The organism is Buchananella sp. 14KM1171 (assembly GCF_041380365.1).
In the GTDB taxonomy this organism is placed as follows: domain Bacteria; phylum Actinomycetota; class Actinomycetes; order Actinomycetales; family Actinomycetaceae; genus Buchananella; species Buchananella felis.
On sequence record NZ_CP159981.1, the window covers coordinates 502,312 to 528,896 of the forward strand.

Below are 26,585 nucleotides of genomic sequence, written 5' to 3' on the forward strand. Positions count from 1 at the left end.
CGCCGCAGCGCGCCCCACGCCCCGTCCAGCGGCGGCGCCCAGCATGCCTTGCCCCGCCGCGTTTCCCCGCCTAGTCGGGCACGAAGCAGGGGCGGGGCCAACCTTCCGGTCGACCCCGCCCCTTGCCTACAGGACTCAGGCTCAGGCTTGCTCGGCCTCGGCGTCCGCGACGTCGCCGGCCTCGATGTCCGCAGCGGCCTGGGCGGCCAGGCGCTCGATCTCGGCGTCAACGCCGCCGTCCTCGCCGTTCTCCACCATGGCGGCGGCCTGGGCGGCCAGGGCCTCGACCTGGGCCTGGGCGTCGGCCTCGTCGGAGCCAACGAACTTGGTCAGGTCAACGTCGCCACCCTCGGAGTCCTTCACCTTGACGTCGCGCAGGGACAGGGCGATGGCCTTGTTGCGGCGCACCTCGGAGGCGAAGGCCGGGATCTGGCCGGCGCGGTCGGCACCGGAGATGAACTCGCGCGGGTCGACGCGGTAGGTCTGGGCGGTCTGCAGCAGGAACTCGATCAGCTCGCCCTGCTCCACCTGGACGTCGCGCTTCTCAGCCAGCACGTCCAGCAGGATCTGCACACGCAGGGCGGACTCGATGTCCTTGCGGGCCTCCTTGGCGCGCTTCTTGTCGTCGGCCTTGCCCTCGCGCTCCAGCACGCGGGCCAGCTCCTCCTCGACCGGGGCGGCCGGCAGGTCGAACTCGACGCGCTCCACCAGGGTCTCGATCAGCTTGTCGCGGGCGGAGATGGCCTGCAGGGAGGCGGCGCGCTCCTTGGCGACCTCGGCCAGGTTCTCGCGCAGCTCGGCGATGGTGTCGAACTCGGAGGCCAGCTGGGCGAAGTCGTCGTCGGCCTCCGGCAGGTCGCGCTGCTTGACGCTCTGGGCGGTGACGGTGACCTCTGCCTCCTCACCAGCGTGCTCGCCACCGGCCAGCTTGGTGGTGAAGGTGACGGACTCCTCGGCCTTGATGCCGGTGACGGCCTTGTCCAGGCCCTCCAGCAGGGCGCCGGAGCCGATCTCGTAGGAGGTGCCGGCAACCTCGTCGATGGTCTCACCGTCGATCACGGCCTTCAGGTCGATCTCAACGAAGTCGCCCTTCTTGGCCTTGCGCTTGACGGGCTTGAGGGAGCCGAAGCGCTTGCGCAGCTCGGTGAGCTCGTTCTCCACGGCCTCGTCGTCCACCTTGACGGCGTCGACGGTGACCTCGATGTCGCCCAGCTCGGGCAGCTCGATCTCGGGGCGCACGTCCAGCTCGGCGGTGAACACCAGGTCGGTGCTGTCCTCGACGCCGGGGACGGAGGTGACCTCAACCTCGGGGCGGGACATCGGGAAGAGCTCGTTCTCCACCACGGCGGCGTCGTAGGCCTCCGGCAGGGCGGCGTTGACGGCCTCCTGGATCACGTAGCCGCGGCCCACGCGCTGGTCCACGATGCGGGTGGGCACCTTGCCCTTGCGGAAGCCGGGCACCGAGATCTGGGAGCTGATCTCCGCGTAGGCGGCCTTCAGGTGCGGGGCCAGCTCGGCCTCCGGAACGGTCACCGTCAGCTTGACGCGCGTGGAAGAGAGCTTCTCGATTTCGGACTTCACTTCTGGTTCTCCAATGACTGGGGACTTTACGGGCAATGCGCCCAGGTCAACTTGACCAGTCTAGGGGCTGGAGGCATGCGCCTGTACCGCTAGAACTGTGGTTTTCGCCGTAGGCGGGGAGTTGGCCGGCAACACCGCCTACTCGGCTGGTGGCGGGTTGGCCGCCCACCTGGGCCGGTGGCGGGTTGGCCGCCCGCCTGGGCCGGTGGCGGGTTCACCGCCCACCTACTCGGCTGGTCGGGCTGGCGAGACTCGAACTCGCGGCCTTCCGCTCCCAAAGCGGACGCGCTACCACCTGCGCCACAGCCCGTTCATGCGGCGTTTAGGCCGCTGCCCTTGCGGGGCAGCCTACAGAATACATGTCCCCTCGTCGACGCCTGGGCGCCCACCCACAGCTAGGCCTTGTGGCGGATGTCCCCGCCGGAACGATGGGCCACAATTGACCCGGAAGGAGAGGCTATATCTATGCGACTCTTGCTTAGCCCCATGGGTAGTTACGGCGACATGCTGCCTTATCTGGCGATCGCGAAGGAGGCGGTGGCGCGCGGCCACGAGGTGGTGGTCTACGGCTTTCCCAAGTTTCAGGAGTGGGCGCAGTCCACTGGCGCCCGCTACGTGCCGCTTTCTTCCGACGAGGTCTACGACTCGGTTGTGCGCGAGGTGCAAAAGACCAATCCGCTGCAGTCCTTGAAGGTGGCCCTGGAGCGCCAGGTGGAAGGCGTGGGCCCGTTCGTGGAGGCGATGCGGGCGGACGTGGTGCCCGGTGACACCATGGCCCTGGGTGGCCTGTTCATGCCGGCCCACCGGGTGCTGGCGGAGATCACGGACACGCTGGACGTGACGCTGCACCTGGCGGCGGCCTCCATCGGTTCCTTTGCGCAGCCGCCGCGCTACGCCACGCAGCTGGACCTGGGCCGCAAGCTGATCCGTTCCCGGCGGGTCAACCGACTGATCTGGCGGGGCGCGGACCGCATGTTCTTCAAGCGCCACTTCACTCACCCGTTGAACCAGATTCGCTCCTCCTACGGGCTGGCCCCGATTCGTGGAGGGGTGATGGCTTGGCACAACCAGGCTCACATGATGTTGGGTTTGTTCCCCGAGTGGTTCTCCCACGCCCCGGATTGGCCCTCGCAGCTGGTGCAGACCAGCTTCGTGCTGAACGACGAGCAGGGCGGCAAGTCCCTGCCCGCCGAGGTGGAGGAGTTCCTGGCGGCCGGGCCTGCGCCGGTGGTGTTCACGGCCGGCACGCCGAACATGAAGGCGCGCCCGTTCTTCGCGGAGTCGGTGGAGGCGTGCCGGCGCACGGGCCTGCGCGGCATCCTGATGTGCCAGTACCCGGAGCTGGTGCCGGCCAACCTGCCCGAGAACGTGATCACGGTGCGCTACGCCCCCTACTCGGTGCTGATGAGCCGGGCGGCGGTGTTTGTGCACCATGGCGGGATCGGCACGATGGCGCAGGCGTTGCGCGCGGGCGTGCCGCAGCTGATCCGCCCGGTGGGCTACGACCAGTTCGACAATTCCGAGTCCGCCGTCCGCCTGGGCGTGGCCCGCGAGTTGCTGCCGCGCTTCTACCACGCCGAGGCCCTTGCCGAGGAGCTGCGGGAGATGGTGGACGACGCTGCCCTGCGCGCCCGCTGCGCCGAGGTGGCCGCCCGGGTTCGCACCGAGTGCGCCACCTCTGCCACCCGGAGCGTGGAGCTGCTGGAGGCGGCCAACGCCGCGCGCTAGCGGCGCCGCGCCCGTCTCTGCCGTCTTCCCGCCCTAGAGCCAGCCGGCCTCGGTGGCGATGCGGGCGGCCTCGGCCCGGGTGCGGGCGTGCGTCTTCAGCATGGCCGCGCTGACGTGGTTGCGCACGGTGCCCTGGCCGACCCCAAGCTGGGCGGCCACGTCCGCGATCGTGCCGCCCTCGGCCACCGCGCGCAGCACCTCCTCCTCCCGCTCGGTGAGGGGCGAGGTGCCGCGCGAGAGGGTCTCCACGGCCAGGCTCGGGTCGATCACGCGCAGGCCGGCATGGACCCGCCGCACGGCCTCGGCCAGCTGCTCCGAGGGGGCGTCCTTCACCACAAACCCGGCGGCCCCGGCGTCCAGGGAGCGCTGCACGTAGCCGGGCCGCCCGAAGGTGGTCAGCATGAGCACGCGCGTGCCGGGATAGCGCTGGCGGATCTGCGCGCAGGCGGTGATCCCGTCCCCGCCGGGCATCTCCACGTCCATGAGCACCACGTCCACCGGCGCCCCGGGCCGCCCGGACCGGGCGGCCAGCTCCGCCAACGCAGCGAGCGCCTGGCGCCCGTCCCCGGCCTGGCCCACCACCTCCAGGTCGGCTTCCAGGCTCAGCAGGGTGGCGATGGCGCCGCGCACCATGGACTGGTCGTCCGCTACCAGCAGGCGGATGGGTTCACTCATGGTTCAGCTCCAGTTCTACCTTCCATTGCCCGTCGCGCTGCCCCCAGGTGAGGTGCCCGCGCTCCCCCACGCGGGCGCGCAGCCCGCTCAGCCCGGTGCCCGCGCTCTTGTCTGCAGCGCCGGTGGCCCGAAATAGGGGCAGGCGGGCGGCGACGTCGTTCACCACGGTAACGCCGGCGGGGTGCACCCTGACCTTGACGTAGGAGCACACGGAGTGACGCACGGCGTTGGTGGCGGCCTCGCGGATCGTGTGGGCCACCAGGGTGGAGTCGACGCCCGGGGCGGGCATGCCCTCCACGGTGACCTCGAACTGCGCCCCGGCGCCCTCTATCAGCCGGCGGGCGCTGTCGAGTTCCGCCTCCGGCAGCAGCACTCGGTTGGCGCTGACTACCTGGCGGATTTCGGTCAGGGCGGTGCGGGAGAGTTCGGTGAGCTCGTCGATGTGGGCGCGGGCCTCCTCCGCGCGGCCGGCGTCCAGGAGGCGCCCGGCCAGGTCTGCCTTGATGGTGATGCCGGTGAGGGTGTGGCCCAGGATGTCGTGCAGGTCGGCGCTCATGCGGTTGCGCTCGCGCTCCTGGGCGATCTCCAGGGCCTGGGCGGCCTCGAGTTCCTTGCGGTATTCGGCCTCCACGGCGTAGCGGGAGAACAGGCAGGAGGCCAGGGTGACGCCGATGACCATGAGCGCGAACACCGTCTCCAGCGGGAAGAGCCAGTATTCGGCCATGGCTAGCACCAGCACGGCCAGCACGCCGGGCCACACCCAGCGGCGCGGGGACTGGAGAGCCACCTGGGCGGCCACGTAGCAGAGCATGAAGAGCATGCCCGCGCCGCCGTTGCTCGCCGACCACCCCGCCAGCCCCACCTGCAAGAGCGCCATGAGCGCGGTGGTGAGCAGGAATGCGCGCCAGCCGGCGGTGGTGCGCGGGGCGGGGTCGTTGATGAGCCAGGAGGCCACGTAGGTGACCAGCATGGCCACCATTCCCGCGAAGTAGACGGCGCCCTCCAGGGTGGTCAGGCCGTAGCCGAAGGCGGCGTGGAAGCCGAAGCCCATGAAGAGCAGGGACGGCGAGGACCACTTCAGCGCCGTCCACCGCTCCAGCGGCACGCCCCAGAAGCGTGCACCCGCCTCAGCTTGCTTCACCGTCTTCCTCCTCGCCGTTTGTTGCTAGTTTGCCCGCCCGACGGCGCGGTTGTCCGCATTGTCCAACGCCGCGCCCGCCGCCTGACCCGGTTGCCGCCCTCGCGGTGGCCTGCGGGTGTCCGACGCTCCGCCCGCCGCCCTCTGGGCGTTAACGCCCGGTGTTGCGGTGGTTGCCCCACGCTGCCGCGAGCGCGAACAGCACGGTCCAGGCCAGGTAGTTGAGCAGCCAGCTCCACTTGAAGGCCGCCCAGCCGTAGGAGGAGAGCTGGACGATGTTGGTCATGCCGTAGAACGGGGTCCAGGGGGCCACGGCGGCCCAGAAGGAGCCCATCTGGGACAGTGGGATGAACAGCCCGGCCGCGAAGGAGCCCACCACGGTGATGCCGCTGGTGAGGGCGAAGGCGCCGTCGCTGCGCACCAGGAAGGCGCAGGCCAGGCCCACGGCGGCGGGCAGGGCGGAGAGGGCGACGATGAGGAGGGCGGCCTGCACCCAGGCGCCGGCGTACATGCGTGCCCCGGTCAGGGCTCCCACCGTGAAGACGATCCCGGTCACGACGGCCGCGGTGAGCATGGCCGCGCCGATGCGGGCCAGGATGGCGCCCATCGAGCTCAGCGGGGTCATGGCGTAGAGCCGGGAGATGCCGCTGGTGCGCTCCAGCGCCACCACCGAGCCCATCGAGGAGGTGGTCATGATGGTGCCGTACAGGGCCATGTTCACCAGCACCACTGCGGCCACGTTTGAGTTGACCGTCCACTGCTGGGAGTAGGCCTGGCCGGCGCCGAACATGAGGTACATGAAGGTGGGCATGAGCACGGCGAAACCGACGGAGTAGGGATTGGTCACCAGCTTGACGAAGCTGTACCAAAACACCCAGCCGATTCCGCGCCAGCCCGGGGTGAGCGGGCGCGAGCGCAGGTCTGGGATGGTGGCGGGGCTGGTTGGGTTCGAGGCGGTGCTGATCATTTCTCTGTTTCTTCCGAGGAGAGGTGAGGGTGGAGCGGTTCTGATGGGGCAGCGGTCAGGAGGTCAGGCGGGCGAAGGCGTCCTCCAGGGACGGGGAGGTGATCTCCAGGTCGTGTACCCCGTCCAGGTCCAGCAGGGCGCGGGCCACCTGGTCGGTCTGGGCGCAGCGCGCCACCAGCTCCGCCTCGCCGGCAGGAACGTCGGCCAGGCGCCACTCGAAATCGGCCCCGCCCAGTCCGCAGCCGGCCAGGGCGGACTCGGTCTGCCCGCGCCGAGCGGCGGGCACCAGGGCGCGCAGGGTGCGCAGGCGGGACAGGCGACGCAGCTCGTCGGTGGGGGCGTCGGCCACGATCGCGCCGTCCTTCATGATGACTGTGCGCTGGGCGAACTGCTCGGCTTCGGCCAGGTAGTGCGTGGCGAACACGATGGTGCGACCGCGCTCGGCCTGGGTGGCCATCATGTCCCAGAACTCGCGGCGGGCCGTGGCGTCCATGCCGGCGGTGGGCTCGTCCAGGATCAGCAGCAGCGGGTCCGGCAGCAGCGCCAACGCCAGGCGCACCCGCTGCTGCTCGCCGCCGGAGAGCTTGCCGATCCGCCTGCCGCGCAGCTCGGTCAGGTGCGTCTCGGCCAGCACCTGCTCCAGGGGCAGGGCGGTGGCGTGGGTGGAGGCGAACAGGTGCAGCATCTGCCCCACCGTGTGGTCCAGCAGCAGCGCGCCCGTCTGGTGCACCACCCCCACGGCCGAGCGCTTGATCGCCTGACGCGGCGGGCCTCCCCACAGGGAAACCCGGCCGGAGTCGGGGGCCTGGAGCCCCAGGATCATGTCGATCAGCGTGGTCTTGCCTGCGCCGTTCTTGCCCAGCAGGGCCAGGATCTGGCCGGAGGGCACGGACACGGAGACGTCGTCCACGGCGGTGGTGGCACCAAATCGCTTGGTGACGGCGGCGACCTCGATTGCGGTGGGAATGCGGGAATCTTCCATGCCACCAGTGTGGCCCGGCCGGCGCGACGCCAGAAGTGGCAGGCGTAGCGCGGCCAGCACTGACATTTGTCATAGGTGCCGCGCCCCGCCCGACTTCGGCCTAGCCCGCGGGCGTGCCCCGGCTTGACTCAGCTTGACCCGGCTTGCCCCCGCGCCGCCTGGGCAACAGGCGGCTGGACGACAGTTCGCCCCAAGCCGTCGCATCCGATTGTTGCGAAGCTGACACGCTGCCAGAATGTTGCCAGTTAGCGAGTGCCGGCCCGGCCACCTAGCCGCGCCCTGGTCTCGCCCGATTGAAACGGAACGCAGGCATGAGCTCTCCCCGGTCCTCGTCCAGCTCCCCCTCCACCGCGCCCGCCAGGCGCCCAGACCCACGCAGGACGCCAGCTGGTGGGGGCGGCCGGGAGGCAGCGTCGTCCACCAGGAGCAAGAGCGCCGGCCGCGCCATCGTCTCGGTAGTGCTGCTGCTGGCGTGGCTGGCGGTCGCCGCGATCGGCGGCCCCTACTTCGGACGCGTGGGGGAGGTGGCGTCCAACAGCCTGGCGGCGTTCCTACCGTCGTCGGCGGAGGCCACGCAGGTGCAAGAGCGCCTGGGCGAATTCCGCAGCTCAAACGACATCCCGGCCATCGTCGTCTTCACCACCGACTCCCCCATCGACAAGCAGACCCAGGGCCAGCTGATGGAGCTGCTGGGTAAGGCCGCGCAGGTGGAGGGAGTGAGCGACGCCTACTCCCCCGTGCTCGTCTCAGAGGACACCCTGGCGGCGCAGGCCTTCATGGCCATCGAGGAGGGCGCGGACATCAACGACTCCGTCACCGCCCTGCTCTCCACGCTGCGCCAGGATGCCCCAGACGGCTTCACCGTCTACGTCACCGGCCCGGCCGGCTTCACCTCAGACCTGGTCACCGCGTTCGGCGGCATCGACGGGCTGCTGCTGATCGTGGCCCTGGTGGCGGTGCTGGTGATCCTGGTGCTGGTCTACCGCTCCTTCCTGCTGCCCATCGCCGTGCTGGCCACCAGCCTGTTCGCGCTGTGCGCCGCGCTGCTGACCGTGTGGTGGCTGGCCAAGTGGGAGGTGCTGCTGCTCAACGGCCAGACGCAGGGAATCTTGTTCATCCTGGTCATCGGCGCGGCCACCGATTACTCGCTGCTCTACGTCTCGCGCTACCGCGAGGAGCTGCGGGTGACCCGCGACAAGTGGCAGGCCACGCGCGCGGCCTGGAAGGGCTCCGTGGAGCCGATCCTGGCCTCCGGTTCCACGGTCATCGCCGGCCTGATGTGCCTGCTACTGAGCGACCTGAAGTCCAACGCGGCGCTGGGGCCGGTGGCCTCCATCGGTATCGCCTTCGCCATGCTGGCGGCCCTGACCATGCTGCCCGCGGCCCTCTACCTGCTGGGCAGGGTGGCGTTCTGGCCCAGCGCCCCGCGCTTCGAACCGGAGGTGGTGGCCGCCGAGGGCGGCATGCCCACCGGCGGCCTGTGGACCCGCCTGGCCCGCTGGGTGCAGCGCCGCCCGCGCACCATCTGGGTGGTCACCACCGTGGTGCTGCTGATCGGCGCGCTGGGCGTGCCTCAGCTGAAGGTGGGCGGCGTGCCGCAGTCCGAGCTGGTGCTGGGCACCTCCCAGGCCCGCGACGGCCAGGTGGCGCTGGGCAAGCACTTCCCCGGCGGCTCCGGCAGCCCGGCCCAGGTCATCGTGCCGCAGGCAGAGCTGGAGACCGCCGTGCTGATCCTGGAGTCCTTCTCCGGCATCGAGGGAATCTCCGTGGTCAGCGCCGACTCCCCGGCCGGGGCCGCCCCGATCACCTCCGAGGGCATAGTGCCGCTGGGCCCGCCCGGCACCCCGCCGGCCACCCCCACGGTCGCGGGCGGGGACGTGCTGTTGCAGGCCACGCTCACCGACGCCCCGGACTCCGACGCGGCGGCGGCCACCATCGACGACCTACGCGCCACGCTGCACCGCGAGGTCCCCGGCGCGCTGGTGGGCGGCGTGACCGCTACCGCCGTGGACACCACGGCCGCCTCCATCCACGACCGCAACCTGATCCTGCCAGTGGTGCTGTTCGTGATCTGGGTGATCCTGATCCTGCTGCTGCGCTCGGTGCTGGCCCCGATCGTCCTGATCGCCACCACCGCCCTGTCCTTCGCCACCGCGATGGGCATCTCCGCGTGGATCTTCAACTACCTGCTGGACTTCCCGGGCGCGGACGCCTCCGTGCCGCTGTTCGGCTTCGTGTTCCTGGTGGCGCTGGGCATCGACTACAACATCTTCCTGATGGCCCGCGTGCGCGAGGAAACCCTGCAGCACGGCACCCGCGCCGGCATCACGCGCGGCCTGGCCATCACCGGCGGGGTCATCACCTCCGCCGGCCTGGTGCTGGCGGCCACGTTTGCCGCCCTGTTCGTCATCCCGATCCTGTTCCTGGCGCAGTTGGCTTTCATCGTGGCCTTCGGCGTGCTGCTGGACACCTTCGTGGTGCGCACCTTGCTGGTGCCGGCCCTCGGCCTGGACATCGGGCCGCGCATCTGGTGGCCATCTAAGTTGATGCACGACGCTGCCGCGCCCACGCCCCCTGCTCCCGCCGGCGCCACCGCGCGCCTGGCCGGGTCGGAGGCCGGCGACCCGGCCGGTGGGGCGGCGGGCGGCTCCAAGAGGGCGACGGGCGGAGCGTCGTCCAAGCGGCAGAGCTCCGGGGGTAAGTAGATGCGGCTGTGGTCCCTGCACCCCGCCCATCTGGATCGGGCCGGGCTGGTGGCCGGGTGGCGCGAGGCGCTGCTGGCGCAGGCGGTGCTGGCCGGCAAGACGAAGGGCTACCAGCACCACCCGCAGCTGGAGCGCTTCCGCCGGGCGGAGGCGCCGCTGGAGGCGATGGGGGCGTTCCTGAGCGCCCTGCACGCGGAGGCCAGCGCGCGCGGCTACCGCTTCGACGCCTCCAAGATCATCCACCCGGGCGCGCGGGTGGCACCGATCCCGGTGACCAGGGGGCAGCTGGACTACGAGTGGGCCCACCTGGGCGCCAAGCTGGCCCAGCGCTCCCCCGCAGACCGCGAGCGCTGGGAGACTGCTAGCCCGAGCGCCCATCCGCTCTTTAGCGTCATCGGGGGAGGCCCAGAGCCGTGGGAGCGAACGTGAGCAAGAGGATCGTGGTGGCCGGGGCCTCCGGGCTGATCGGCGGCGAGCTGGTGGCCGCCCTGCGCGGGCGCGGCGACGCCGTGACCTGCCTGGTGCGGCGCGAGCCGCGCGGGCCGTTCGAGGCCAGGTGGGAGCCTTCTAGGGGCGTGCTGGATGCGGGGGTGCTGGCCGGCGCGGACGCGGTGGTGGTGCTCAACGGCGCCAGCATCGCCCGCCTGCCGTGGACCGCCAAGTACCGGCGCGAGCTGGTGGCCTCCCGGCTGACCCCTGTGCGCACCGTGGTGCGGGCACTCGCCGAGCTGCCGGGCGGTGCGGCGGGCGGTGCGGGCGGTGCGGGCGGTACGGGCGGTACGGCGGTCGGTGCGGCGGACGGCTCGGGCGGTACGGCGGGCGGTGCGGGCCAGCCGCTGCTGGTGAGCGCGTCCGCGGTCGGCTTCTACGGCAGCCAGCCGGGGGCGGAGTTGACGGAGTCTGGCGCGCCCGGGGCTACCTTCCTGGCCGGGCTGTGCCAGCGCTGGGAGGCCCAGGCGCTCGCCGCCGCCCCGGGCACCGACGTGGCACTGCTGCGCACGGCGCCCGTGGTGCACCGCGAGTCCTTCCTGCGCCCGCTCATCGCCATCACCCGGCTGGGGTTGGCCGGCCCGCTGGCCGGCGGGCGCCAGGTGTGGCCGTGGATCTCCCTGGCCGACGAGGTCGGCGCGATCCTGCACGTGATCGACCACCGCCTGACCGGCCCGGTGAACCTGTGCGGCCCCACCCCGGCCACGGCGAACGACGTTGGCCGCGCAGTCGCCCGGCTGCTGCGCCGCCCCTTCTGGCTGCCGGCCCCGGCGTTCGGCTTGCGCATGGCGCTGGGGCGGGAGGCTGCCGACGCCCTGCTGCTGGCGGACGCGAACGTGCGGCCGCGAGCCCTGCTGGACTCCGGCTTCGCGTTCACCCACCCCACGGTGAGCGAGGCGATCCAGGCGGCCCTGGAGTAGGGCGGCCGCAGGCAATACCGGCAGCCCTGGAGTAGCGAGGCGCGCCGCCCCTGCGGCGTTGGCGCAACGAATGGACCAAGCACCACGAGAAGCCCGGCGGCAGCCCCGCCCCTGCGGCCTTGGCGCAACGCCGGGCCACCAAAGCCACCCCGCACCGCAGTGACCCAGGGCACACTTGTGTCATGGGAGCCACCACGTTGACGTTCATCGGGGCCGCCGGCACGGTCACGGGATCCAAGCACCTGCTGACCGTGGACGCGGGGACTGACAAGCCACGCCAGCTTCTCATCGACTGCGGCATGTATCAGGGCGAGAAGAACCTGCGCCTGCGCAACTGGGCGGAGTTCCCCTTCTCCCCCAAGGCAATCACGGACGTGCTGCTCACCCACGCCCACATGGACCACACGGGCATGCTGCCGCGCCTGGTGCGCCAGGGCTTTACCGGGCGGATCTGGGGCACGCCGGCCACGCTGGAGCTGACCGCGATCGTGCTGCGGGACGCCTCCTACATCCAGGAGCGCGACGCGGAGCTGGCGCGCACGCGCGGCTACTCCAAGCACGCCCGCCCCCAGCCGCTCTACGACTCGCAGGACGTGGCCCGCACCCTGCCGCTGCTTAAGCCGGTCGACTTCGATACACCGCTGGACCTGGGCCGGGGAGTGACCGCGCGGTGGATTCCCGCCGGGCACATCCTGGGCTCGGCCTCCATCCACGTCACCACGCCCTCCGGGACCGTCCTGTTTTCCGGGGACCTGGGCCGGCCCACCCACCCGATGCTCCGGCCCCGGCAGATCCCGCCGGGCGCTGACGTGGTCCTGATCGAATCGACCTACGGGGACCGCGAGCATTTCGAGAGCGAGGACCCACCCCACGAGCGCCTGGCCGACGCGATCCGGCGCACCATCCAGCGCGGCGGCACCGTGTTGATCCCGGCGTTCGCGGTGGACCGTACCGAGGTGGTGCTGCGCACCCTGGCGGACCTGCAAAACGAGGGCCGCATCCCGGCGGTGCCGGTGTTCGTGGACTCCCCCATGGCCCTGGCCTCGCTGCGCGTCTACCAGGATTCGGCCTACGCCGACGAGCTGTGCGCCGAGGCGCGTGGGCTGCGCCTGCCGGAGCTGGACTTGCGCGAGGTGCGCACCCCGGAGGAGTCCGAGCGTCTCAACCGCCCCGCCAAGCCCTGCATCGTCATCTCGGCCTCCGGGATGGCCACGGGCGGGCGCGTGCTGCACCACCTGGAGCACATGCTGCCCGACGAGCGCAACTGCGTGGTCCTGACCGGCTACCAGGCGGTGGGCACGCGCGGGCGGGCGCTGGCGGAGGGGGCGCGGCAGCTGAAGATGCACGGCGCCTACGTCGCGGTGCTGGCCGAGGTGGTGCGCGATGAGGAGTTCTCCGTGCACGCCGACGGCTCCGAGCTGGTGGACTGGGTGGCCGCCCTGCAGCCGCCGCCCCAGCAGGTCTTTTGCGTCCACGGCGAGCAGGAGTCCGCCACCGCCCTGGCCGACCGGCTGGGCAGCGAACTAGGCCGGATGGCCGTGGTACCAAAGCGCGGGGAGACCATTAGGGTCCGACGCTCCCGCCGCTAGCCCCCAGCCACGCACCGCCCTTCTTGCCGGCCCCGCACGCAGCGGCCGGGTGGTGAGGGGCGCGGGCGCGGCAGCGTCGGCCAACTAGTCGGTCAAAACCGGCCGGAAGGAGCGGATGCGCGGGTGGAAGACCACCAGGGCGAGCGAGGCAGCCAGTACCACCGCGCCGACGATCAGCGGCAGCGGGCGCCACAGGCCGTACAGGGAGGTGGACAGCGCCGGGGAGATCACGAAGGTAAGCCCGTTGGTGGCGCTCACCAGGCCGGCCAGGCCGCCCTGCTCGTCGCGGCGCACCAGCATCGTCGGGCCGGAACTGTAGCCGGGCATCGCGATGCCCATGCCGAAACCCATCAGCACAGAGCTGACCACCAGGCCGGTCAGGCCCCAGTCGGGCAGGTAGCTCACCATGCCCACCAGGGCGATGCTCAATCCGTTGCGCAGCAGCTGCGGCGGGGTCCAGCCGGAGCGCGGCACCACCACCATCTGCGCCGCCACGATCCCCAGGCCGGCCGCCAGCAGGACGCCGCCGGTGTACATGGAGGCGACGTCGCCGGCCACGTGCAGGCGGTCTTGCACAATGAAGCCCGAGATGAGCTGGATGAAGCCCAGGCCCGTGAACATGCCGAAACCGGCGGCCAGGAAGGGGAAGACGCGCTCGTCGCGCCACGAGACCCGCTTGGGCGTGGCCACCAGCTCGTGGCGAGGCTCTGGGCGCAGCACGAATTGGGTGAGCACGAAGCCCACCACCAGCATCACCGGCAGGGCGAACAGCGGGGCACGCAGGCCCATCGTGCCCGCCAGCACGCCACCGATCAGCGCGCCAACCACCATCGAGCTGCCCTGCACCGCGCCCAGGCCGGCCAGGCCCTTCACGCGCTCCGGGCCCGGACTGGTGACGTCCACGATGTAGGCCTGCGCCGTGGGCACCAGGGCGGACAGGAATGCCCCGAAGCCCACGCCGCGCAGCGCCAAGAAGAGGATGAATAGGGTGGTCACGCCCACCGCGCCGGCCATGCCCGCGTTGGCCGCGAGCGCGAAGCCGGTGGAGGCGAAGAACGCGCCGACCACCGCCAAGCGCAGCACCACGCGCCGGCCCCACGCCTGCGAGCGGCGGCCCCAGAACTGCGCCGTGGTGACCACCATGAGGGCGGCGGCTGAGATCGTCAGGCCGATCTGCCACTCCTGCAGGTCCACGGCCCGGGCGAGCGGGGCCACCACGGGACCCAGGATGGACTGACCGACCATCGCCAGCATCACGACGGCCAGGACCACTGACACCTGGTTCGCTGCCGCCGGGGGCTGAGTGGCGGGGGTGGGGCCCGGGGTGGCCGGCGCGGTGGCGGTGCCGGTCGAGGCGGTGGGGGTGGTGGGGGTGGTGCCGGTCGAGGCGGTGGCGGTGCCGGTCGAGGCGGTGGCGGTGCCGGTCGAGGCGGTGGCCGCGTCGGCCTGGGTGCGCGGGGTGCGGGTGGGCTCGACGGGCGCGGGGTTGTCAGTCACGTCGCTAATTTACAGGCGGCTTCTGCTCATCTCGCGCGGGTGTGAGCGGGATAAAAGGGAATGCGGCGCGGGCAGCCCGGGGCGTCAGAATCCGGGCAACGGGTGGGGGACGGCTGGCGCGGAGGCGGTGGAATGCGCGCGCCCCGGGCCGTTGGGTGGTAGCGCGGCGCTTGCTTTGGCCGTGTGGTTGGGGTGGGGCTATACTGGCGCGGCAGCCTAACGGCGGCACGCGGGTGTAGCTCAATGGTAGAGCCTCTGCCTTCCAAGCAGATTGCGCGGGTTCGATTCCCGTCACCCGCTCGAAGTGAGCATTGAGCGTCGAGCTTGCTCGAATGCTCAAGGCGAACGAGGAGGGTATGAGAGCAGCAAAGCTGCGGCTCATACCCGCTCTTAGGGAGGATCCCACCGGGAACACCGGTGGGATCCTCGCTTATGTGCGGGTCGGGCAATCGAGTGGGCCCACGCTGACGCACAGCGTCAGTGGGGATCCCGTCACCCGCTCGAAGTGAGCATTGAGCGTCGAGCTTGCTCGAATGCTCAAGGCGAACGAGGAGGGTATGAGAGCAGCAAAGCTGCGGCTCATACCCGCTCTTAGGGAGGATCCCACCGGGAACACCGGTGGGATCCTCGCTTATGTGCGGGTCGGGCAATCGAGTGGGCCTCCACGTGGGCCTTGGGCGGCACCGAGCGTACAAGCACGAGCTCGGGGTACATCCGACCGACCGGGGGCACGCCCCCAAGCGGTCGCATGTACCCCGTTGTCACATTTGCGAGACCTGGGGCCCCCGGGCAGAACTCCCGCGCGCACCACCCCAACACCCGCCACGAGGCGGCACCGAGCGTACAAGCGCGAGCTCGGGGTACATCCGACCGACCGGGGGCACGCCCCCAAGCGGTCGCATGTACCCCGTTGTCACATTTGCGAGCGTGGGGGCGGTGGGGGCGTCGGGGTCCGGGCGCGCACTGCGCCGCCGGGCCACTGCGCACACCCGGCCACGGCGTGCACACGCCAGCTGCTGTCGGGCTCACCTTGGCCGGGCCAGGTCGGGGCCGGCGCGGTGCCCCCGACCGTACAAGCGCGAGCTCGGGGTACATCCGACCGACCGGGGGCACGCCCCCAAGCGGTCGGCTGTACCCCGTTGCAGCACTTGCGAGCGTGGGGGCGGTGGGGGCGTCGGGGTCCGGGCGCGCACTGCGCCGCCGAGCCACTGCGCACACCCGGCCACGGCGTGCACACGCCAGCTGCTGTCGAGCTCACCTTGGCCAGGCCAGGTCGGGGCCGGCGCGGTGCCCCCGACCGTACAAGCGTGCACTCGGGGTACATCCGACCGACCGGGGGCACGCCCCCAAGCGGTCGCACGTACCCCGTTGTCACATTTGCGAGACCTGGGGCCACCCCACGGCAACAAAAGGCCGGGCCGCCCCTCGTGGGACGGCCCGGCCTGGTTTACCCTGCGTTAGGTCAGTCGACAGAGATCAGACCAGCCTGGTACGCCTTGTGCAGGCGACGCGGGATACGCACCTCGCGGCCCTGGACGCGAACGGCGTCGAGCGTGGTGAGCTCGGCCTTCCACTGGGACCGACGAGAGCGGGTGTTGCTACGGGACATCTTGCGCTTCGGAACTGCCATGAGCCCTGCCGCTCCTTCCGTGTTCGGGGGACTTCTTAAGCCACTGCCCAGGTTGGGCTAGGGGGCGAGTCGCACCCTGCGCGGCAAACCAGAGCATTTTATCAGGCGCAGCCCTCGTGGCGAGCGCGCCTGGCGTGGTTTGCCCCACGCTTTGGCTCTGTGGGGACGACGTTCCGCCGCCGCCCCACTCACCGCCACCGGTGCGAGCACTGCCGCACTCTACGTGCCCATCTCGCACTGTGGGAGGATTGCGCTCGTGACCTTGCCGACCTCTCCCGCCGCCTGCGCGACGCGACTGACGCCCGTGCCCGGCTGCCTGGTGTCTGCGGAGATCGAGGAGAAGCGTTCACGTTTCATCACGGCGCTGGCTTACGTCTCGGATGAGTCCGCCGCCCGCTCGCTGGTCGCCGCTGCCCGGAGTATCTACCCGGATGCGCGCCACCACTGCAGCGCGTTCATCCTGCCAGGGCAGGGCGCGGTGAGTATCGAGCGCTCCTCGGACGACGGCGAGCCCGCCGGCACCGCCGGCATCCCCATGTTGGGCACGTTGCGGGGCGCGGGCCTGACGAACGTGGCGGCGGTGGTGACCCGCTACTTTGGCGGCACCCTGCTGGGTCGGGGCGGTTTGGTGCGCGCCTACGCGGAGGCGGTAGAGGCCGCGCTTGCCCAGACCCCGGTGGTGACCTGGGGGCAGCTCCGCCGGGCGAGCCTGGCCGTGCCGCACGCGGTGGCCGGTCGCCTCGAGGCCGACCTGCGGGCGCGCGGCATCGAGGTGACGGGCACCGAGTACGGCGCACAGGCCACGCTGCACGTGGCGGTCGCCCCGGAGCGGGCGAGCTTCTTCACCGACCTAGTCGCCTCCCTCAGCGCCGGCGAGCTCTCCCCCACCTGGGGCGAGACCGACTGGGTGCGCCTGGACTAGCCCCTCCCCTCCAGCACCGCACCGCCGCCCATCACCGCGCGCGCTCCCACCGACACCCAACCCCCAGCGCCGCACCGCCGCCCATCACCGCGCGCGCTCCCATCTCCCCCCACCGCCGCGCCCCAGCTCACACACCCGATAGTTGAACCCTGAACTACTTTGCCCTACAGTAGTTCACACTTGAATCATCCGTTATGGAAGTTAGGACAGTCGTGGCTATCGTCGAGAACATCACCGACCTGGTTGGCTCCACCCCGCTGGTTCGCCTGAACCGCCTGGCCCCGCAGGGGGTGACCGTGCTGGTGAAGCTGGAGTCGCGCAACCCGGCCTTTTCCGTGAAGGACCGCATCGCCAAGGGCATCGTGGAGGCAGCGGAGGCCAGCGGCGAGCTGCAGCCGGGCGGCACGATCGTGGAGGCCACCTCCGGCAACACGGGCGTCGCCCTGGCGATGATCGGCGCGGCGCACGGCTACAAGGTGGTCCTGGCCATGCCGAAGTCGATGTCGATCGAGCGCCGCGCCCTGGCCCGAGCCTACGGCGCGGAGCTGCTGCTGACCGACCCGGCCCAGGGCATGTCCGGCGCCGTGGCGGCCATTGACGCCTACGCGGAGAAGCACCCGGGCGTGGTCAAGGCCCGCCAGTTCGCCAACCCGGCGAACCTGGCCACCCACCGCGCCACGACCGCTGAGGAGATCTGGGCTGACACGAACGGTGAGGTGGACGTGTTCGTGGCGGGCGTGGGCACGGGCGGCACGCTCTCGGGCGTGGGCCAGGTGCTGCGCGAGCGCAAGCCGCAGGCGCAGGTGGTGGCGGTGGAGCCCACCGATTCGCCGCTGCTGTCCACCGGCAAGGCCGGCCCGCACAAGATTCAGGGCATCGGGGCGAACTTCGTGCCGGAGGTGCTGGACCGCGAGGTCTACACCGAGGTTTTGCAGGTGACCAACGAGGACGCGTTTGCCACCTCGCGCGCGCTTGCCGCCCAGGAGGGCATCTTGGTGGGCATCTCCGCCGGCGCGAACGTGTGGGCCGCGCTGCAGGTGGCCGCTCGCCCGGAGAGCCAGGGCAAGACCATCGTGACCGTGCTGCCCGACACCGGCGAGCGCTACGTGTCCACCCCGTTGTGGTCGGAGCTGGTGGACTAAGGCCGCCACGCGGCTGGGCCGAGCTGGCTGGGGGCGGTGGGCGGCAACGTCGTCCAACCGCCCCCGCCCCGCCGGCGCGGCGATCGTTTTCAGGCGGGCGGGAATAGACCACCTGCTTTCGTCGTTAACTACCTGGGCGCACCGAGCGCCCACCGACCAAGCACCCCACCCCGGGCCGAGAGGATTCGCCATGCACAACTCCAAGGTCTCCCTGCGCACGCTCATGCGCGAGGACCTGGACGCAGCCGTGGGCGCCGACCCGGCGGCCCGCTCGCGCTTCGAGGTGGCGCTGCTTTACCCGGGCGTGCACGCGATCTGGGCGCACCGGCTGGCGCACCGCTGGTGGCACGGCAGGTGGGGCAAGTTCTGGGCATTGGCGTTGTCGCAGATCGCCCGCCGGTTCACGGGCGTGGAGATTCACCCGGGGGCGTCGCTGGGGCGGCGCATGTTCATCGACCACGGCATGGGCGTGGTGATCGGGGAGACCGCCGAGGTGGGCGAGGATGTGGTGATCTTCCACGGCGTGACCCTGGGCGGGGTGTCCATGAATAAGGGCAAGCGCCACCCCACCATCGGCAACCGGGTGGTGATCGGGGCGGGGGCGAAGATCCTGGGTCCGATCACCGTGGGCGACGACGCTCGCGTGGGCGCCAACGCGATCGTGGTCAAGCCGGTGCCGTCGGCGCATTCGGCGGTGGGCGTGCCGGCCCGCAACATTCCGCTGGACAACCGGCAGCGGGCGGATTCGCCCCAGCACCTGGACCCGGCGCTTTACATCTAGCCGCCCGGCCGGGCGGTGGCGGGTGGACGACGTTGCCGCCGCGCTAGTTTTCACACCACGGCCACCGGAGGGCCGGCCGGGTGGACGACGCTGCCGCCGCACCGCCCCGCACCGGGGCCGCCGCACCCTCCGCTCCCCCGTTTTCGGCCCGGCAGGCACCGCCGACAACGTGACCCATGCAACAATTGGGCATGGGCACGTTAACGATGAGCATCGGCGCCGAGCATCTGGCCGAGCTGAAGGATCCCGCCAACGGCAAGGAGTTCAAGCTGCGCCGGCTGGGTAAGTCGGACGTGGAGGAGCTTGCCCAGCTCTACCTGGATTCCTACGACCCGGGCGTGGCGGTGGATTCGCTCACCGAGGCCCGCGAAGAGATGGAGATGGCGTTCCAGGGGGCGTTCGGGCAGGTCATCACGGGGGCCACGCTGGGCGCGGAGGTGGACGGCACCCTGGTGGGCGCTATCCAGACCGTCTCTGACCCGCCGTGGGACGACATCCCGCCGGGCCCGTTCATCATCGAGCTGTTCGTGCACCCGGAGTTTAGGGGACGCGGCGTGGCCACCGCCCTGTTGGGCGCGGCTGCGGCGCACTGCCACAACCAGGGGCTGAAGGACATCAGCCTGCGGGTGTCCATGAAGAGTGCGGCCCCGGCGGTGCGGCTCTACGAGTGGCTCGGTTTCCAGGTGGTGGCCCCGGAGGAGGGCGACTAGAGAACGCTCACGGGCGGCCCCGGGTCAGGCGGGCACGGAGAGGTAGCTGTGCCCCGGGGTGAAGCAGGGGTGGGTGCGGGAATCGAGATTCCCGCACCCACCCCGCGCCCTACTTCTCCAGCTCGGTGAGCAGGGCGATGCGGCGGGAGTGGCGCTCGTCGCCACTGAAGGGCTCGGACACAAAGGCGTCCACGATGGCCAGCACCTCTTCGCGGTTGTGCTGGCGGGCACCGATGCCGACCACGTTGGCGTCGTTGTGCTGGCGGGCCAGCAGGGCGGTGGCCACGTTCCAGGCCAGTGCGGCGCGCACGCCGGCCACCTTGTTGGCGGCGATCTGCTCTCCGTTTCCGGAGCCACCCAGCACGATGCCCAGGCTGCCGGGGTCCGCCACGACTGCCCGGCCGGCGTCGGCGCAGAACGGCGGGTAGTCGTCCAGGGCGTCGTACTCGTGGGCGCCGTGGTCAACCACCTCGTGGCCCTGCGCGCGCAGGTGCTCGCTCACGAATTCCTTGGCCTCGAATCCGGCGTGGTCCGCCGCAATGTGAATACGCATGGCCACTATGGTGCCATCTCCCAGGAGTGATTTGCGTTCCCGGGTTGTTCGGCGCCTGCCCGTGGGCGGCCCTAGACTGCCTGGCATGAGCGAACTGATTGCCGGAGTGCTGGACCCGGCCCGTATGGATGAGGCGGTCCGGCCGCAAGATGACCTTTTCCGTTACGTCCACGGCACGTGGCTGCGCGAGCACCAGATTCCCGCCGACCGCGGCAGGGACGGCGTGTTCTTGGCGCTGCGGGACCAGTCTGAGGAGGAGGTGCGTGAGATCGTAGAGGGGTGCGCCGCCCTGGTCGAGTCCGGGCAGGCCGATCCTACTCAGGCTCGCGTGGGCCGCCTGTACGCCTCGTTCATGGACGAGGAGAAGGTGGAGCAGGTTGGCGGTAAGGCGCTGGCCGCTGACCTCGACCTGCTGTGCGCCGCGCGCAGCCACTCTGACCTGGCGCGCGCTCTTGGTGCGCTGCACCGCACTGGCGCCGCTAGCGTGGCCTACCTGGCCGCCGAGGCCGCTTTTGACCGCCCCACTCACTACACGCTGTTCGTGGGCCAGGGCGGTATCGGCCTGCCGGATGAGGCGTACTACCGCGAGGAGAAGCACGCCGAGACGCTGGCCGCCTACCGCGAGCACGTGGCCCGCCAGCTGCGCAACTGCGGCCTGGCTGAGAGCGACGAGGACGCGCAGCGCCGCGCCAACCGGGTGGTGGACTTCGAGGTGGAGCTGGCCAAGGGGCACCGTGACGCGGTGAAGTCCCGCGAGGCCGAGCTGATGAACAACCCGATGACCTTCGAGCAGCTGGCGGAGCTGGGGGCGGGCTTCGACTGGGCCGCCTACTACCGGGCCTTCGCGGACGGCAAGGACGCGCCGGATCTGATCGTGGCTGAGCCGGAGTTCTTCTCTCACCTGGGCAAGGTGTGGCAGGAGGCGAAGCTGAGCCTGCTGCTGGACTACGCCACCTGGCACGTGGTGCGGGCGCGCTCCCCGTTCCTGAGCGCTAAGTTCGTGGATGAGAACTTCGACTTCTACGGCAGGAAGCTGACGGGCACGGAGGAGCTGCGGGAGCGCTGGAAGCGCGGCGTGGCCCTGGTGGAGGACTCGATCGGTGAGGACGTTGGTCAGGTTTACGTGGCCAAGCACTTCCCGCCGCACTACAAGGCCGCCATGCAGGAGCTGGTGGCCAACCTGATCGAGGCCTACCGGGAGTCCATCACCTCCCTGGAGTGGATGGGTGAGGAGACGCGCGCCAAGGCGCTGCAGAAGCTGGACGCGTTCGTGCCGAAGATCGGTTACCCGGACAAGTGGCGGGACTATTCGGGCCTGGAGTTCGGCTCCGCCCTGCTGCCGAACGTGCGCGCGGCCGCAGCTTTCGAGACGGACTACATGCTGGCCAAGCCCGGCACCCCGATCGACAAGACGGAGTGGCTGATGACCCCGCAGACGGTCAACGCCTACTACCACCCGCTGCGCAACGAGATCGTGTTCCCGGCCGCGATCCTGCGCCCGCCGTTCTTTGCCCCGGACGCTGACGACGCGGTGAACTACGGCGCCATTGGCGCGGTGATCGGTCACGAGATCGGGCACGGTTTTGACGACCAGGGTTCCAAGTTCGCTGGCGACGGTTCGCTGAGCGACTGGTGGACCGCCGCAGACCGCGAGGCCTTCGAGGAGCGCACGCGCGCGCTGATCGCCCAGTACGACGCTTTCGTGCCGGCGCAGCTGGTGGAGGAGTACGGGGACACCCACCACGTCAACGGCGCCCTGACGATCGGTGAGAACATCGGCGATCTGGGTGGTGCCACGATCGCGCTGAAGGCCTACCGGCTGGCGCTGCGCAAGGCGGGCATCGACGGCCTGGAGAACGCCCCGGTGGTGGATGGTTTCACCGGCACGCAGCGTTTCTTCCTGTCCTACGCCCGCGTGTGGGGCTCTAAGTCTCGCGACGAGGCGATCATCCAGCAGGTCGCTACCGACCCGCACTCCCCGGAGGAGTTCCGCGCCAACGGGATCGTGGCGAACATCGGCGAGTTCGCTGAGGCCTTCGGGGTGCAGCCGGGCGACGGCCTGTGGCGCGATCCGCAGGAGCGCGTGAGCATCTGGTGAGCGCCTAGGGGCTTGGAGTCGAGCCGGTGGTGGGGGCTCGGTCTGCGGTAGCGGGCCGGGCCCCCACCACCTTCATTTTCGAAACACTAATTCTTGTATTACCTGGGACACACTTGCGCTAATTTGGGCGGTATCGCGCGGTTCCTGGCAGAATCGGGACGTTATGACGGCCGCGAAGCCGATAGAGGAGTTTGGAAATGCCCGGAGAGAACCTGACCCAGGTCGAGGCTGCCGCGCGCGCGGCACTGGTGAGTGACTGTTCCTACCGCGTGGAGCTGGACCTGTCCAGGCCCGGGGAGACCTTCTTTTCCCGCACCATTGTTTCTTTTGCGGCGCAGGAGGGGGCCAGCACCTTCGTTGACTTGATTTCCCCGCACGTCTATTTCATCTCCCTGAACGGCGCGGTGGTGGACAACTCCGCGCACCGGGACTCGCGCATCGAGCTGGAGGGCTTGGCGGAGTTCAACGAGCTGGTGGTGGAGGCCGAGTGCGCCTACTCCCACACCGGCGAGGGCCTGCACCGCTTTGTGGACCCGGCCGACGGCCAGGCGTACGTCTACTCCCAGTTCGAGGTGGCGGACTCCCGCCGCGTGTTCGCGGTCTTTGAGCAGCCGGACCTGAAGGCCACCTACCAGTTCACGGTGATTTCCCCGCTGGGCTGGACCGTGTTCTCCAACGCCCACACCCCCACCGCCGCAGAGTCGCGTGGCCGGGGCGGGGACGCGCTGCGCTGGGAGTTTGCCCCCACGGCCAAGATGTCCAGCTACATCACGGCGATCGTGGGCGGCCCGTTCGCGGGCGCCACGGGCAGCCTGACCAGCGCTGACGGCCGGGAGATCCCGTTGGGCGTGTGGGCGCGCGCCTCGCTGCGCGAGCACCTGGACGCCGAGGAGATCATGGACATCACCCGCGCCGGTTTCGCCTTCTTCGAGCGGGAGTTCGACTTCCCCTACCCGTTCGACAAGTACGACCAGATCTTTGTGCCGGAGTTCAACGCGGGCGCGATGGAGAACGCCGGCTGCGTGACGTTCCGCGACGAGTACGTGTTCCGGTCGGTGCCCACCGGGGCGCAGGTGGAGCGCCGCGCGGTGACGATCCTGCACGAGCTGGCCCACATGTGGTTTGGCGACCTGGTGACGATGAAGTGGTGGAACGACCTGTGGTTGAACGAGTCCTTCGCGGAGTTCGCCTCCACGCTGGCCACCGCTGAGGCGACGCGCTGGGATGAGGCATGGACCACGTTCGCGATGGCTGAGAAGGCGTGGGCCTACAGCCAGGACCAGCTGTCCTCCACGCACCCGATCGTGGCGCAGATGAACGACTTGGAGGACGTGGAGGTCAACTTCGACGGCATCACCTACGCCAAGGGCGCCTCGGTGCTGCGCCAGCTGGTTGCCTACGTGGGCCGCGAGGAGTTCATGGCGGGCGTGCGCGCCTACTTCAAGAAGCACCAGTGGGGCAACACGGTGCTGACGGACCTGCTCACGGAGTTGGAGGCCACCAGCGGCCGCGACCTGACCGAGTGGAGCAAGGTGTGGCTGGAGGAGTCCGGTATCACGCTGCTGCGCCCGGAGATCGAGGTGGACGACGCTGGCCTGGTTACCTCCGCGATCATCCGGCAGGAGAGCTTCTCCCCCGGTTCAACGCTCCGTCCGCACCGCCTGGTTGTGGGCGGGTACGACGTTGCCGACGGCGAGTTGAAGCGCACCAGCCGCATTGAGCTGGACGTGAGTGGCGAGGTGACCGAGGTGGGCGAGCTGGTGGGCAAGGCCCGCCCGGCGCTGGTCTTGGTCAACGACGAGGACCTGGCCTACGCCAAGGTGCGCCTGGACCCGGCCAGCCTGGAGGTGGCCCGCAAGCACGTGGCGAGCCTGAGTGACTCGATGGCGCGCGCGCTGATCCTGGCGGGTGCGTGGGACATGACGCGCGACGGCGAGTGGAGCGCCCGGGACTTCCTGGACCTGAGCCTGGCGGCGCTGGGCACGGAGACGCACTCCTCGGTGTTGGCGATGCTGTTGCGTTGCGTGCGCACGGCGCTGGAGAGCTACGTGCACCCCTCCCACCGCGCGGAGGTGGAGGTCGAGGTGGGCGAGCGCCTGCTGCGCCTGGCCCGCACGGCCCCGGCCGGTTCGGACGCCCAGCTGCAGTTCGTCTCAGCGGCGGCCCGCCACGTGGCCTCCCCGGAGCAGGCTGCGGCGATCCGCGCCCTGCTGGATGGCACCGAGACCCTGAACGGCCTGGTGCTGGACGTGGACCGCAAGTGGGGGCTGCTGATTGGTTTGGCGGCGGCCGGCGCGGCCACCGAGCAGGAGATCGCGGCCTTCGAGGCAGAGGACCAGACGGTGACGGGACGCGAGAGCGCCGCAGAGGCACGCGCGGCCTTCCCGACTGCGGCCGCCAAGGACGCCACCTTCGCGGCGCTGGCCGACGACGTCTCGCTGCCCAACGGCATGATCTTCCGCCTGATCTACGGCTACCAGCGCAGCCGCGACCGCGCCCTGCTGTTGCCGGGCGCGCAGCAGTACTTCGGGCGCCTGCTGTCCTGGTGGGAGGAGCGTGGCGGCCAGGTGGCTCAGACGCTGATCCCGGCCCTCTACCCCTCTGCCCTGGTGGGCCTGGAGGAGGAGCTGGGCTTCGACGCGGTGGCCCAGGGCGAGGCGTGGCTGGAGGCCAACCCGCAGGCGCCGGCTGCGCTGCGCCGCCTGGTCTCCGAGGGGCTGGACGTGGCCAAGCGCGCCCGCAAGGCCCAGCAGGCTGACCTGACCCGATAGGGCCGTGCCCCGGCCGGTTCGGGGGCCGACGGCAGCGCGGTGGCGGGAGGATAACTCCCGCCACCGCGCTTTTGTAGGTAGGGGCGGCAGCGTCGTCCCTCTAGCAGCTGGGGGCGCCCGCCCAGGCGGGCTCGCCTGTCTGCGCAGAAGCGCTGGGGGCGGGCAGGCTAGGCGATGACCGGGCGCAGGGCGTCGTGCAGGGCGGTGAAGTCCGGCATGGTGGCGTGAGCGCCGGCCTCCAGCAGGGCGGCGTCCCGGTAGCCGGTGGTCACGCCCAGCACCATCCCCACCCCGGCGGCCAGGGCGGAGCGCACCCCGGCGGGGGTGTCCTCGACCACCAGGCACGAGGCGGGATCCACGCCGGCCACCTGCGCGCCGCGCACGTATGGCTCCGGGTGGGGCTTGCCTCGCGAGACGTCCTCCGCGCTGACCAGGTGCAGGCCGTCCCAGCTCAGCCCGGCCAGTTCCACGCCCTCGCGGGCCCACTCGCGCATAGCGGAGGTGACCACGCAGGCCCGCTCGAACAGGCGCACAAACTGGGCGGCCCCACGGATCGGCACCGGCGGGTAGGCGCGCATGTCCACCAGGCTGTTGACCTCGATGATGAGGGCGTCGATGTCAAGGCCCTCGGCGTGCCACGGCCCGGGGATGTCCCGGAATGAGTCCCGGCTGGTGCGCCCGGTGAACAGGGGCAGCACGGCCTCGTCCAGGTGCCAGCCGTGCGCGGCATAGAGTGCGCGATATGCGGCCTGGTTGGCCGGTTCGGAGTTCACCAGGGTGCCGTCCATGTCGATCAGCAGGCCGCCGGCGCGGGCGGAGCGGGCCGCGAAGTCGATCACCGCAGGGCTCGCGGCGGCCGGCGTGACGGGTTCGGCCGGGCCGGAGGCATCCTGGGCGGGCGCGGGGCTGATCCACTCGTCGCTAGCCGGCATGCTGACTCCTTCACAAAACGAGCGAGGGGCGCGGGCTTGCGCCCGCGCCCCTCAACCCTAAATGGATCACTCCCAGCTCACCAGCGGATCGCCAACGTTGACGTCGGCCCCCTCGTCGGCAACGACGCTGATCGCGTCCTTGCCGTCCAGGGCGATGATCGGGCAAACGGTGCGCCGACCACCCTCCTCAATGTCCTTCGGGTTCCAGGTGACCAGCAGCTGGCCCTCCTCGACCTCGGACTTCTCGGCCGCGTGCAGGGTGAATCCCTCGCCCTTGAGCTGGACGGTGTCCAGGCCCAGGTGCACCAGGACTCCCTTGCCTTCGGCGGTCATGATGACAAAAGCGTGGGGGTGGAACTTGACGATCTTGCCGGCCACGGGAGCAACTACGCGGCTTTCAGAACCGTCAATTGCCGGCTGGATTGCAATTCCAGGTCCGACGATGCGCTGGGAGAAGACTGCGTCCGGAACCTCGTCCAGGGACACAACCTTGCCCGCCAGCGGGGCTGAAATCTGCAAGGTCACCGGATGTCCTCGATGTCCTCCGCGATGGTGTCGGCGTTCGGACCGACGATGACCTGCACAACGTTGCCCATGCGCATGACGCCGTGAGCACCCGCGCCCTTCAGCGCGGCCTCGTCCACCACGGACGCGTCCTCAACCTCAACGCGCAGGCGGGTGATGCAGGGCTCCAGCTCAATGATGTTGTCGCTGCCACCGAGGGCGGCGAGAATCTGCTCGGCCTGAGACATGTAGACACACTCCTTCGTGATCT

At 70.5% G+C, this 26,585-nt stretch carries 22 protein-coding genes and 2 tRNA genes; 12 read left to right on the forward strand and 12 right to left on the reverse strand.

The features are described from left to right. Window positions 1-141 precede the first annotated feature (141 nt). Window positions 142-1,581: a trigger factor gene (tig, locus tag ABYF38_RS02035; protein ID WP_371152465.1), complete on the reverse strand. Its 1,440-nt coding sequence runs from the start codon at window positions 1,579-1,581 to the stop codon at window positions 142-144. Window positions 1,582-1,815: 234 nt separating this feature from the next. Next, window positions 1,816-1,891: transfer RNA gene (locus ABYF38_RS02040), tRNA-Pro, on the reverse strand. A gap of 176 nt (window positions 1,892-2,067) precedes the next feature. Here ABYF38_RS02040 and ABYF38_RS02045 point away from each other — a divergent pair. Beyond that, complete coding sequence (locus ABYF38_RS02045) at window positions 2,068-3,309, forward strand: glycosyltransferase (RefSeq protein WP_371152466.1); 1,242 nt, start codon at window positions 2,068-2,070, stop codon at window positions 3,307-3,309. Between the two features lie 33 nt (window positions 3,310-3,342). Here ABYF38_RS02045 and ABYF38_RS02050 read toward each other — a convergent pair whose 3' ends face one another. The 4 genes from ABYF38_RS02050 to ABYF38_RS02065 all read right to left on the reverse strand — a co-directional run bounded on the left by ABYF38_RS02050 (window position 3,343) and on the right by ABYF38_RS02065 (window position 7,071). After that, entirely contained in the window at window positions 3,343-3,984 is a 642-nt protein-coding gene (locus tag ABYF38_RS02050) for a response regulator (RefSeq protein ID WP_371152467.1), read from the reverse strand. After that, window positions 3,977-5,125, reverse strand: coding sequence for a sensor histidine kinase (locus ABYF38_RS02055; protein ID WP_371152469.1), 1,149 nt, complete (start codon window positions 5,123-5,125; stop codon window positions 3,977-3,979). Before ABYF38_RS02055 ends, ABYF38_RS02050 begins: the two co-directional genes overlap by 8 nt. Before the next feature lie 148 nt (window positions 5,126-5,273). Then, window positions 5,274-6,089: an ABC transporter permease gene (locus tag ABYF38_RS02060; protein ID WP_371152470.1), complete on the reverse strand. Its 816-nt coding sequence runs from the start codon at window positions 6,087-6,089 to the stop codon at window positions 5,274-5,276. 55 nt (window positions 6,090-6,144) lie between these two features. Further along, window positions 6,145-7,071: an ABC transporter ATP-binding protein gene (locus tag ABYF38_RS02065; RefSeq protein ID WP_371152471.1), complete on the reverse strand. Its 927-nt coding sequence runs from the start codon at window positions 7,069-7,071 to the stop codon at window positions 6,145-6,147. Window positions 7,072-7,382: 311 nt separating this feature from the next. On the opposite strand from ABYF38_RS02065, the gene ABYF38_RS02070 reads away from it, so the two are divergent. The 4 genes from ABYF38_RS02070 to ABYF38_RS02085 all read left to right on the forward strand — a co-directional run bounded on the left by ABYF38_RS02070 (window position 7,383) and on the right by ABYF38_RS02085 (window position 12,774). After that, entirely contained in the window at window positions 7,383-9,776 is a 2,394-nt protein-coding gene (locus tag ABYF38_RS02070; protein WP_371152472.1) for an MMPL family transporter, read from the forward strand. After that, entirely contained in the window at window positions 9,777-10,205 is a 429-nt protein-coding gene (locus ABYF38_RS02075) for a pyrimidine dimer DNA glycosylase/endonuclease V (protein ID WP_371152473.1), read from the forward strand. Then, window positions 10,202-11,185 (forward strand): epimerase, encoded by a 984-nt coding sequence (locus ABYF38_RS02080; protein WP_371152474.1) that lies wholly within the window; start codon window positions 10,202-10,204, stop codon window positions 11,183-11,185. The genes ABYF38_RS02075 and ABYF38_RS02080 overlap by 4 nt, the downstream gene beginning before the upstream one ends. A gap of 182 nt (window positions 11,186-11,367) precedes the next feature. Next, on the forward strand, window positions 11,368-12,774 hold the full coding sequence (locus ABYF38_RS02085; RefSeq protein ID WP_371152475.1) for an MBL fold metallo-hydrolase RNA specificity domain-containing protein: 1,407 nt from the start codon (window positions 11,368-11,370) through the stop codon (window positions 12,772-12,774). 84 nt (window positions 12,775-12,858) lie between these two features. On the opposite strand, the gene ABYF38_RS02090 is transcribed toward ABYF38_RS02085, so the two are convergent. Beyond that, complete coding sequence (locus ABYF38_RS02090; protein ID WP_371152476.1) at window positions 12,859-14,271, reverse strand: MFS transporter; 1,413 nt, start codon at window positions 14,269-14,271, stop codon at window positions 12,859-12,861. Window positions 14,272-14,500: 229 nt separating this feature from the next. Here ABYF38_RS02090 and ABYF38_RS02095 point away from each other — a divergent pair. Continuing rightward, window positions 14,501-14,571 (forward strand) — tRNA-Gly (locus tag ABYF38_RS02095). A gap of 1,162 nt (window positions 14,572-15,733) precedes the next feature. On the opposite strand, the gene rpmF is transcribed toward ABYF38_RS02095, so the two are convergent. Then, window positions 15,734-15,901, reverse strand: a complete 168-nt coding sequence (rpmF, locus tag ABYF38_RS02100) for a 50S ribosomal protein L32 (protein ID WP_371152477.1) — start codon at window positions 15,899-15,901, stop codon at window positions 15,734-15,736. 256 nt (window positions 15,902-16,157) lie between these two features. Between rpmF and ABYF38_RS02105 the strand changes: the two genes are divergently transcribed. From ABYF38_RS02105 to ABYF38_RS02120, 4 genes are all read left to right on the forward strand, one after another. After that, a complete protein-coding gene (locus ABYF38_RS02105) occupies window positions 16,158-16,823 on the forward strand; it encodes an IMPACT family protein (protein ID WP_371152478.1) in 666 nt (221 codons plus the stop codon). A gap of 194 nt (window positions 16,824-17,017) precedes the next feature. Continuing rightward, the gene (cysK, locus tag ABYF38_RS02110; RefSeq protein WP_371152479.1) at window positions 17,018-17,965 is read left to right on the forward strand and encodes a cysteine synthase A; all 948 of its coding nucleotides are present in this window, start codon (window positions 17,018-17,020) and stop codon (window positions 17,963-17,965) included. 190 nt (window positions 17,966-18,155) lie between these two features. Further along, window positions 18,156-18,746, forward strand: a complete 591-nt coding sequence (gene cysE, locus ABYF38_RS02115) for a serine O-acetyltransferase (RefSeq protein WP_371152480.1) — start codon at window positions 18,156-18,158, stop codon at window positions 18,744-18,746. 191 nt (window positions 18,747-18,937) lie between these two features. After that, the gene (locus tag ABYF38_RS02120; protein ID WP_371152481.1) at window positions 18,938-19,456 is read left to right on the forward strand and encodes a GNAT family N-acetyltransferase; all 519 of its coding nucleotides are present in this window, start codon (window positions 18,938-18,940) and stop codon (window positions 19,454-19,456) included. A 109-nt stretch (window positions 19,457-19,565) separates the two neighbouring features. On the opposite strand, the gene ABYF38_RS02125 is transcribed toward ABYF38_RS02120, so the two are convergent. Further along, on the reverse strand, window positions 19,566-20,009 hold the full coding sequence (locus tag ABYF38_RS02125) for a ribose-5-phosphate isomerase (RefSeq protein WP_371152482.1): 444 nt from the start codon (window positions 20,007-20,009) through the stop codon (window positions 19,566-19,568). An 85-nt stretch (window positions 20,010-20,094) separates the two neighbouring features. On the opposite strand from ABYF38_RS02125, the gene ABYF38_RS02130 reads away from it, so the two are divergent. After that, complete coding sequence (locus ABYF38_RS02130) at window positions 20,095-22,107, forward strand: M13 family metallopeptidase (RefSeq protein WP_371152483.1); 2,013 nt, start codon at window positions 20,095-20,097, stop codon at window positions 22,105-22,107. A 197-nt stretch (window positions 22,108-22,304) separates the two neighbouring features. Further along, entirely contained in the window at window positions 22,305-24,878 is a 2,574-nt protein-coding gene (pepN, locus tag ABYF38_RS02135; protein WP_371152484.1) for an aminopeptidase N, read from the forward strand. A gap of 167 nt (window positions 24,879-25,045) precedes the next feature. Here the strand turns inward: pepN and ABYF38_RS02140 are convergent, their stop codons facing one another. The 3 genes from ABYF38_RS02140 to ABYF38_RS02150 form a co-directional block, all read right to left on the reverse strand. Further along, entirely contained in the window at window positions 25,046-25,810 is a 765-nt protein-coding gene (locus ABYF38_RS02140) for an HAD family hydrolase (RefSeq protein WP_371152485.1), read from the reverse strand. A gap of 66 nt (window positions 25,811-25,876) precedes the next feature. Then, window positions 25,877-26,335, reverse strand: coding sequence for a PTS sugar transporter subunit IIA (locus ABYF38_RS02145; RefSeq protein WP_371152486.1), 459 nt, complete (start codon window positions 26,333-26,335; stop codon window positions 25,877-25,879). Then, complete coding sequence (locus ABYF38_RS02150) at window positions 26,332-26,562, reverse strand: glucose PTS transporter subunit EIIB (RefSeq protein ID WP_371152487.1); 231 nt, start codon at window positions 26,560-26,562, stop codon at window positions 26,332-26,334. Before ABYF38_RS02150 ends, ABYF38_RS02145 begins: the two co-directional genes overlap by 4 nt. Window positions 26,563-26,585 lie beyond the last annotated feature (23 nt).